Here is a 731-nt window from a genome sequence, read left to right as displayed (position 1 = left end):
ACTTTTGCCAAAACAAAAGTAACGTAATTAGCTGATGGAATAGACAATGAGTGCCAGTAGGACTCCGTCGTGACTATCTAATCTAATGAAAATGCTTCAACTGTTTTCTAAGTTGTTGTACTTCATCAATCAAATCTAACATCACCGCAACTGCTGCCAAACTTGCGTCAAAGTCACGTTGCAGACGATAAGCTTTACGTGCACGTGCCACATCTTCACCGATAAATTGGTGTGCTTCAGGCGTATTGTCGACAGATAAAATGTCATATTCAATTAACTGAATAATCCAGTCAGGGCTTTGACCACAAGCTTGAGCAAATTGTTGTAGATCAAATGTAGATTGTTCATCAACGACCTCCGCATTAAAGGTATGGCCGTCATATACAATTTCGCGATAATGAATGGTTGTCATGATCTTGCTCCCTAATGAGATGAACGAGGTTCGAATGAAGCAAAGGCTTCAGCCAATTGCTGATACGCTTCTTTTTCTTTTTCAGAATGTGCTGGTGGGAATACAATATTTAAAATTAAATAGAGATGGCCTGGCGTTTTATTTGGTATCCCTTTATCTTTTAAACGTAGCTGTTGTCCTTGTTTTGCATTGTGAGGTAAATTGACGTTTAAAGGTCCGGCTGGTGTTTTGACTTCAATACCTTGACCTAATGCAGCTTCCCACGGCGCTACATCTACAGTCAAATATACCTCGCTACCTTCAACATGAACGCGGTCTG

At 40.4% G+C, this 731-nt stretch carries 2 protein-coding genes; both read right to left on the bottom strand.

Translation table 11 applies throughout. From position 1 onward, the window contains the following. Window positions 1-82: 82 nt before the first annotated feature. Window positions 83-412: a chaperone modulator CbpM gene (locus UC75_RS14220; RefSeq protein WP_004794961.1), complete on the bottom strand. Its 330-nt coding sequence runs from the start codon at window positions 410-412 to the stop codon at window positions 83-85. A gap of 11 nt (window positions 413-423) precedes the next feature. After that, a partial coding sequence (locus tag UC75_RS21830; RefSeq protein WP_322842909.1) for a DnaJ C-terminal domain-containing protein occupies window positions 424-731 on the bottom strand: 308 nt, incomplete at its 5' end.

Source organism: Acinetobacter sp. V2 (genome assembly GCF_001188385.1).
GTDB lineage: Bacteria > Pseudomonadota > Gammaproteobacteria > Pseudomonadales > Moraxellaceae > Acinetobacter > Acinetobacter oleivorans.
This window is presented reverse-complemented; position numbering and strand designations above follow the sequence as displayed.

Coding starts and splice junctions, on each gene's coding strand:
- UC75_RS14220 (WP_004794961.1), bottom strand. CDS start 412: ATGACAACCATTCATTATCGCGAAATTGTATATGACGGCCATACCTTT.